Origin of the sequence: Paenibacillus sp. Dod16 (genome assembly GCF_049893405.1) — a bacterium.
In the GTDB taxonomy this organism is placed as follows: domain Bacteria; phylum Bacillota; class Bacilli; order Paenibacillales; family Paenibacillaceae; genus Paenibacillus_AQ.
The window spans coordinates 1-7,466 of the sequence record NZ_JBNDYG010000096.1; the positions used below are offsets into that span (position 1 = coordinate 1).

At 41.8% G+C, this 7,466-nt stretch carries 12 protein-coding genes and 1 pseudogene; 8 read left to right on the top strand and 5 right to left on the bottom strand.

Annotation, left to right across the window (positions count from 1 at the left end; all coding sequences use genetic code 11):
- Nucleotides 1-8 precede the first annotated feature (8 nt).
- From ACPV3A_RS37240 to ACPV3A_RS37265, 6 genes and pseudogenes are all read left to right on the top strand, one after another.
- A complete protein-coding gene (locus ACPV3A_RS37240) occupies nucleotides 9-104 on the top strand; it encodes an IS3 family transposase (protein WP_426204487.1) in 96 nt (31 codons plus the stop codon).
- 490 nt (nucleotides 105-594) lie between these two features.
- Nucleotides 595-864 (top strand): hypothetical protein, encoded by a 270-nt coding sequence (locus tag ACPV3A_RS37245; RefSeq protein WP_426204930.1) that lies wholly within the window; start codon nucleotides 595-597, stop codon nucleotides 862-864.
- Nucleotides 834-1,322: a hypothetical protein gene (locus ACPV3A_RS37250; protein WP_426204932.1), complete on the top strand. Its 489-nt coding sequence runs from the start codon at nucleotides 834-836 to the stop codon at nucleotides 1,320-1,322. Before ACPV3A_RS37245 ends, ACPV3A_RS37250 begins: the two co-directional genes overlap by 31 nt.
- 791 nt (nucleotides 1,323-2,113) lie before the next feature.
- Nucleotides 2,114-2,311: a helix-turn-helix domain-containing protein gene (locus ACPV3A_RS37255; RefSeq protein ID WP_426204941.1), complete on the top strand. Its 198-nt coding sequence runs from the start codon at nucleotides 2,114-2,116 to the stop codon at nucleotides 2,309-2,311.
- 258 nt (nucleotides 2,312-2,569) lie between these two features.
- Nucleotides 2,570-2,962: a hypothetical protein gene (locus ACPV3A_RS37260; protein WP_426204933.1), complete on the top strand. Its 393-nt coding sequence runs from the start codon at nucleotides 2,570-2,572 to the stop codon at nucleotides 2,960-2,962.
- Nucleotides 2,963-3,042: 80 nt separating this feature from the next.
- Nucleotides 3,043-3,342: pseudogene (locus ACPV3A_RS37265) on the top strand (peptidoglycan-binding domain-containing protein); the annotation flags it as partial.
- Nucleotides 3,343-3,691: 349 nt separating this feature from the next.
- On the opposite strand, the gene ACPV3A_RS37270 reads toward ACPV3A_RS37265, so the two are convergent.
- Genes ACPV3A_RS37270 through ACPV3A_RS37290 form a run of 5 tightly spaced genes read right to left on the bottom strand, consistent with a single transcriptional unit; the run spans nucleotide 3,692 to nucleotide 6,006 of the window.
- Nucleotides 3,692-3,988, bottom strand: a complete 297-nt coding sequence (locus ACPV3A_RS37270; RefSeq protein ID WP_009594198.1) for a spore coat protein — start codon at nucleotides 3,986-3,988, stop codon at nucleotides 3,692-3,694.
- A gap of 12 nt (nucleotides 3,989-4,000) precedes the next feature.
- A complete protein-coding gene (locus ACPV3A_RS37275) occupies nucleotides 4,001-4,201 on the bottom strand; it encodes a hypothetical protein (protein WP_100537101.1) in 201 nt (66 codons plus the stop codon).
- 31 nt (nucleotides 4,202-4,232) lie between these two features.
- Nucleotides 4,233-5,369, bottom strand: a complete 1,137-nt coding sequence (locus tag ACPV3A_RS37280) for a zinc-dependent alcohol dehydrogenase (protein ID WP_426204935.1) — start codon at nucleotides 5,367-5,369, stop codon at nucleotides 4,233-4,235.
- Nucleotides 5,366-5,752: a spore coat protein gene (locus ACPV3A_RS37285; protein WP_426204937.1), complete on the bottom strand. Its 387-nt coding sequence runs from the start codon at nucleotides 5,750-5,752 to the stop codon at nucleotides 5,366-5,368. Before ACPV3A_RS37285 ends, ACPV3A_RS37280 begins: the two co-directional genes overlap by 4 nt.
- 11 nt (nucleotides 5,753-5,763) lie before the next feature.
- On the bottom strand, nucleotides 5,764-6,006 hold the full coding sequence (locus ACPV3A_RS37290) for a hypothetical protein (RefSeq protein ID WP_009594190.1): 243 nt from the start codon (nucleotides 6,004-6,006) through the stop codon (nucleotides 5,764-5,766).
- Between the two features lie 187 nt (nucleotides 6,007-6,193).
- Here ACPV3A_RS37290 and ACPV3A_RS37295 point away from each other — a divergent pair, with 187 nt between their 5' ends.
- The gene (locus tag ACPV3A_RS37295) at nucleotides 6,194-6,472 is read left to right on the top strand and encodes a hypothetical protein (protein ID WP_426204939.1); all 279 of its coding nucleotides are present in this window, start codon (nucleotides 6,194-6,196) and stop codon (nucleotides 6,470-6,472) included.
- 674 nt (nucleotides 6,473-7,146) lie between these two features.
- Complete coding sequence (locus ACPV3A_RS37300) at nucleotides 7,147-7,335, top strand: hypothetical protein (protein ID WP_426204940.1); 189 nt, start codon at nucleotides 7,147-7,149, stop codon at nucleotides 7,333-7,335.
- Nucleotides 7,336-7,466 lie beyond the last annotated feature (131 nt).

Sequence of the window (7,466 nt, forward strand, 5' to 3'; positions counted from 1 at the left end):
AACAGCAAGTGAGCGAATACATTCTGTTCTACAACCAGAACCGATTCCAGAAAAAATTAAACGACCGTTCCCCGGTAGAATACCGGGAAACGGCCGCAGCTTAAATCATGTCTTTTTTGTACTGTCTACTTGACAGGGTTATGACCAATTATGCGGCTTTATATATTTATGTTATCAAGTTCTTGTCAAAACACAATGACAAGAACTTGATAACATTCCCGACCGATGACAAGAACATGGCTACATTCCCGATATGATTTCATCGACGGCGGCAGACGCCCTTTTATTAAACTAACGGGCAGTTTAGCTTAATAACTCATCCTTGGTTTTGAGCACCGCTTGATTTCATTTAGGGCATGTTAGGACATGAAAAAGTATCGACTACTCAAACATATGCCCAGCTGCGAGGGGAACGAAGAAGAGAGCTATACAATCGCTTTTTTTTAGGCACATGGATGAGTAGTAGTGACCTAATGAATAAATTGCTGTTACTCAACTAAAGGGTAAATTAGTGGTTAAATTTACCTGTGTTATTAATTGCTAATTCATGTAAAATTTATTGGTAGTATGAATAATTAAGAGTGAGGAGTAAATATGAAAATCATTATTTTGAAAAAACCAATTTTGTGGGTTGTTTTTATATCATTATTAAGTGGCGCTTTAATGATTGGTCCAATGAGTTCTTATGCTGCAAATGATGACTATGATGCATATGGCGGAGTAAACGGTTTGCTTTCTGAGGGTAGATTATATGCCCCTCTCCGTAGTATGGCGACGAATTATCTATTCAGATACGATGAACAACTTGATAAATATTTTGATGTAAAAATAACTTGGAGTCAGAGACAAAAACTGCTTCACTAACTAAAGGCGGGAAGACTTTTAATGCTACTGTTGGTAATGGAGTATTGTTGAAAAATGGCTCGGTGTATGTACAATTTAAAGCTTTAAGTAACTTCTTCTATCCGAACGATCATATCAAATGGGATACATCTACTTTGTCAGGAAATTCTGAGCACATTACGGTATATGCTCGTCCATTGACAGATAATCAAGCATTGACTCTTGCAACAAATGCGATGTCCAAAAAGAAATACTGGATTCAACTTCAAAAAAATAACGTAGAAATAGGTCTTCCTGAGTCAGAGTATATTCAATGGAATAAAAGTCTTACTAAATTTAAAGCGGTCTTTCATTCAGATGGGATTGTTGGCGACTATGACTATAGCTACAGTATTGAAGCTGAGATGACTAAGAAGGTTAATGATTGGACTATTACTTCATTTAATTATTTCGATGGTACAAGGATATATTATCCTTAATCATTACCTGGTCAACCGCTAGCCTGGTCATTATTGGATAGGCATTATACTCATTGATGATGATGTCCTAAAGATAGACAACTTACTCTCGTGAAACGCGCGTACAAGAGAGCCGTATGGGAAAGCATCCCTACGGCTCTTTTAATTTTTCGGTGAGCGTTGGAATTATAAAGAAGGTTTTGATGTTGCAAAAGAAAACGATAGATCACTGGTTGTTCGCGGCAGGGCTGATATCGAATCGCCACTAAGCGAAGTATTGAATTATGAAATGCCCAACACAACCTGGCTTACTGTGAAGAAATCTTATTATGACACAACTAAGGTAGGTGACAGAATAAGCATAAGTATCGGAATTCGAGGTACTGGAATAATTGACATGTCTTTTCCAGTCCAGGCAAAAGAGGAATTAAAAAATATGATTAAGCTAACGGGAAACGTTAGATAAACAAGAGAGCTGTCGGGGGACAAGAACATGGTCCCATTGAAAGTCGCTAATTTAGCGGCTTTTTTGTTTTATCGGTAGAAGTTCTTGTCCCGAGTCGAGGACAAGAACTTCTTCCGATTGCCGAAAAGGACAAGAACATTCAGCCGATTACCGATTAGATATATATCTAACTGGGTTTCCATGCAATTTCATTAAGCTAACGGGCAGAATTACGTACTAACCGTGTTTCTCCGCCGATATGAGAAAAAACATGGAGAAACCAATTGTTCTCCATGCTACAATGAACGCCATGGAGGTGCGTTCACAACTATAAGCAAAGAATTCAATCCGTACTTAATTATATCGAATCGCATGTGCAGGAAGACATTCCGATGAGTCGCTTGTAGCGTTAGCCGGCTTCACCCTCATGTCATATGTACGCGGTCGCAAATTAGATCTTGCTGCCGAACGATTAAGGAATAGCAATGATAAAATAACGGAGATCGCATTTGACTACGGCTTCGAATCCCTTGATGTATTCGGAAGAGCTTTCAAACGCGTGTAGCGATTACGTACAATACCTACTAAAACCCCCGACGTGCATTATACACTCGTTAACAGAAATTATCGTGGAAAGCCTGTCCTCATCTCTGGGAGATTTACACACACAAATACCACAGCAGAGATATGGAACGTACCTCCTGGTTCATACCAAATGGTGACAAATTTGAACGATTTTGCAATTTCAGGGAATGGATATATTGATGGTATCTTCTAAGTATTTCTTCAGCAACAAATAACATCTTAGAAGGGGGTAGTGATCATGAATAAGAAGTATTTAAGAAGAGCTATAATTATTGCATCATGTTGTCTTATATTAATGAGCGGATTTTTTTTATTCAGAGAACTTATAGATAATAAGCAAGTTGTAGACTCGTCTAATAATGACACTACTCCACCAAAAGAAACATTAGAAGATTGGAAAATTGAATACGACAGAAAAGTTCGATCAGAACCAGCGGAAAAAGTAGTAACAGAAGATGGGTTTTTTTATTATGCTCCTTTTCCAAAAGAATTTCCAAGAGATGAAATCGCTAACCGAGATATTGATGAAGAAGTGACAGAAGATACAATCCAGGTAATAATAAAGGGTTATTATTACGAAAAAAATAAAAAAATCATCGTATACGGTTTTTCCCGGTCAAAGGGAGTATAGGCTTAGCTGGACAAGCTAGCGCGTACAACGATTTCAATGGTTTCCCGACTCTAAGATAAGGTGACAGTGGAGGCTATGTTCGAGCTATACAAGCTAACTTGTGGGCTTTTGGTTATCAGAGTACTGTTGGATCTGTTGATGGTAGTTTTGGCTCTAATGTAACTACTGGATTGAAGGCCTATCAGTCGAAGTTTGGTTTATCATCAGATGGTGTTGCTGGATCAGGCACTTGCTCGAGTATGAGCAACTATGTTGTAACTGAATCCACTAATCATTTATTTTATCTTAGTACACCGTTCAGCTCGACATATTGGGTATATTACACGCTCCAGATGAATTCCCTTCGCCTACCTTTTCATAATAATCTTAAACGAAGGTAGCTATCCATCATCAGGGAGCTGCCTTTTTGTCAGTTAAAATTATGATATATTCCCGCAATTGGTCACCTGACCCCGAAAACGTCTGCGCAGGAAATATTTAAGGGCTTTTTGCGGTCGGATGACAATGGTGTACTTGGCGGGAAAATTTTGCTTCCTAGAAGAAAAAGCCCCTCCGCAGTTTTACGGAAAGGGCCATCTCAAAAAATGCTTGCCTTAAGGGGTGCCCGTCTTTGACGTGAACCTGTTTGACTATAACGGGGAACATTTTGTTCTCTGAAGTCTCCGGCTAAAATCAAAAACGGACCTGACCATCGTCGTTTTAAGCCTTTTGCCGGGATGAAAAACTGTGTCAGGACGGAATGTTCATAGCAGTTTGAATGTTTTTCAGATCGAGCTGAATTTGCTCTGGAATATGGTAGGGATGATATAAGCCATGCTGCACCATGTAATTTGATATCTTCTCATGAGAGTCTATGGCTTCATCGAGCTGTTTCATCAAAATTTGCTTGATTTCGGGGGTGGCACATTCGGTCACAGCCATGGCGTAGTTTCTGACGCTGCTCTTGGCGTTCATCAAAAAATCCATTGCGATCACGTCATCGGTCAGCATATGAAGACCAGTCATGTGTTCTAATATTGGGTTCATTTTTTTAATCTCCTATACAGTCGCTTTAGACAGCACTCCACCGAGCTCCTGAAGCTGCTGTTGTGATAATGTCGCATCTTGTTGCAAAATTTGCTTGAGCTCCGGGTCGGTTACCAGAGCTTGCATGGTCTTAGATTTAGTCATGCAAACCGTCTTGAACGCAGCTATTTCATGCACCTCGAGCATCTCATGCAAAGCGTAAGTTGAATTCATTCAGATTGTCCTCCCATGTATCTATTCATATTTAAGGCTTTAAGATGACTTTAATGCAATCGTCCGTTTTCGTATCGAACACTTCATAGCCCCGCTTGGCCTCACTGAGCGGAATGACGTGCGTAACAATGTCGCCAGGGTCCACTTTGCCAGACATAACCAACTCGTACATATATGGCATGTAGTGAATGACCGGAGCTTGTCCGGAACGGATATTCACGTTTCGCTGCATGATGTCACCGAGCGGGAATCCGTTATAGCGTCCGCCGTATACCCCAGTGACTTGAATGGTTCCTCCTTTGCGGACAGCCTGAGATGCAATGATAAATGCACTCATGGTGCCGCCTTGCAGCTTCAAACCGCTGGCTAAAAATTCAAGGTCGCTCATCTTGCCGTCCATTCCTACCGCATCAATCACGACATCGGCGCCGCCTTTGGTCATTTCCTTGAGAGTGTTCCCAATATTCTTATCCTGTTCGAAGTTTACGATTTCCACATGGTTCGTTCGCTTCGCATGCTGTAAGCGGTAATCGACATAGTCGACGGCTATAACCCGCTTAGCTCCTTTCAGCCAGCAGAATTTCTGGGCCAGGAGTCCGACCGGACCGCAGCCGAGCACGATGACCGTATCTCCATTCTTGACGCCGGCGTTGTCTACGCTCCAGAATGCCGTCGTCATGGCATCAGCGATCAAGCTGAGCTTTTCGTCCGGTTGTTCGCAGTTTTCAGGAATCTTAAAGTGGGTAAAATTGGCAAATGGAACCCGTAAATACTCGGCTTGTCCGCCAGGATATCCGCCGGTCGTTCCGGAGTAGCCGAAATATGCGCCCATATCCCCGTGTTCGTTTGAATTGTCACATTGGCTTTCCAGCTGATTCTTACAGTAAAAGCATTCTCCGCATGCGATGTTGAAAGGGATGATCACCCGGTCGCCTTTCTTTACCTTGGTCACTCCAGGACCTACTTCTTCTACGATCCCCATCGGCTCATGCCCGATGACATAGTTTTCCTGAAGGTTAGGGATCATTCCGTGAATCAGGTGAAGGTCCGAACCGCAAATGGCGGAACTGGTGACTCTTACGATCATATCGTCCGGTTTCTCTATCTTCGGATCCGGCACCTCTTTGACCACGACATTCTTAATCCCTTGATACGTTACCGCCTTCATGCTTTATGTCCTCCAATATGTTCATCTGGGGTCCGATCAAACATCCCTTTACGCGACGTATCATCCGGGAACAAATTCATCTGCCCGATCATCACCGTATTGTTCGCTGAAAGCTGGTCGAGTTGGTACTGTTCGTTCAGTTCGTAAGGATGGAACCACTTTTTGCGAATCATGAGCTCCGTGATTTCTTGGTGCATAGCAATACCTTGTTTAAGCTGAGTGTGCAGAAGGGCTCTTACATCCGGTGAAGCCGCTTCCGTCAGGGCGATGGACAAATTACGCACACCTTCCTTGGCACGAACAAGGAAGTCCATGGCAAAAGTCATATCTGCCATTTCCGGCATATTTAATGAATTAATTGGGTCTAAATAATCGGTATTCATTTGAGCTCCCCTTAATGTGTTATAGGTGTCGGACTACTCGGAACAGGCGCTTGGAAAGGAGCTTTCGCGTAAATTGCTTGCAGCTCGTCGATCTGTTGTATGGATTGAATGACGTCTTTCTGCATTAAAGCTTTTAGCTCTTGGTCAAAGACCAGGCCTTGCATCAGTTTTGACTTGGCGAGGCACAGCGTTTTAAAGTTTAAAGCTTCATGCAGTTCCATCGATTCGTGCGGTGCTAGTGTTGGTTTGTTCATGGAGAAATGATCACCTCCTTTTTTTCTTCAACGTTAGATTTTCCAACGAATCGGATCTTATACTAAAATGGATTGCGGGAGCTGGAAGATCCGAATATTCCCATACAGTTGCAAGAATATAAACAAAATCTTAATCCGATACTTATTTCTGTTTTAAATGATCTTGCAAAAGGGAGGAGGACTCACTGTGCCAAATAAAAACAAAATTGATCTAGCCACCGAAAATGCAAGAAAACCGGCAGAGGGTTCACTTAACTCTAGTGGAAATACACTGGAGCAGCATGCATCTAACGCGGTTTCTGAGGTGGAGACAGCTTTAAATCAGGCAATAAGCTCGTTAAATGAATCTAATGCAACAAATTCACAAGCCTTGGAGAGGGCCCGGCAGCAATTGACCCAAGCAGAGGAATTTTTAGATCAAGCGCAAACTTCAGCAAATGCATTACGTCTGCCTGACCAACAATAAAACGGTTTTGGCACAGATTGGCTTGGCATACGGTTACAAGTAGTGTCACTACTGTCGAGGTATAGTCGTATGTCTATTGTCGAGTAGACGCTGTGTATGATGTTACCGAACTTACGCCAATATTCTCCGCAGGGGCAAATGACCTGCGAAACGCTCGGAGCAACGTTTTTGTCATAGAACACGGAGAGTTACCTTCAAAAGGCTTCGGCTTGTGCCGAAGCTTTTTGTTTTTTGAGCTGTCTCAGACATTTCCAAAAAACTTTATCGGATCCGGATATGATTACGCATCGAAAGCAACTCAGGAAGGGAAACGGTATACATCATGTTAAATTGAGCTACCGTCGGCTTCATTGTATTTTTTATCGTCACCATAACGCCGCTGATACAGAAGCGAATATAAAACTTGATCTTTTACTATGTAAACTACATATTCACAAAAACATTGCAACCTCTGCTGATAAATCAAGGGTTCTTTGGCTTGTGACACAATTCTAACATGTTGTCCTCATAATTTTTAGAACCACTGTTTGTTGATTTGTACTTGGTATTACTAATGATAAAACAGTTTTTGTTGAAAAATTCAGATTTAAGCCAACCAATTGCTTGGATGAAATCACCTGCAAAGGTTCATAATAACCTCGTTGTGCAAAATACATGTTCAGGTGATGGTAACCATGGTATGGAACAAGTTAACGAACGTGCTTGACCGCAGCAACGAGGATTCCTCGGGAAAGAATGAAATCGCATTAACAATGGACGCCCTCAGACAGATATTAGTCAATATGTCCGATGCGGAAGTCATTGAACGTCCGGCTCTTGACGAGCGGACAATTACTCTCATTTATATGAGCATTTTGCATTAATCTGAGTCCTTGATACACAAGGATTTCCACACATAAAAAAGGGACTTCACCCCAACTTGGCGAAGTTTTTCGGTGACCAAACCAAAAACCTCAAGAATGGAGGAAGTCACCTTGTATATTCTCCAAGAAAG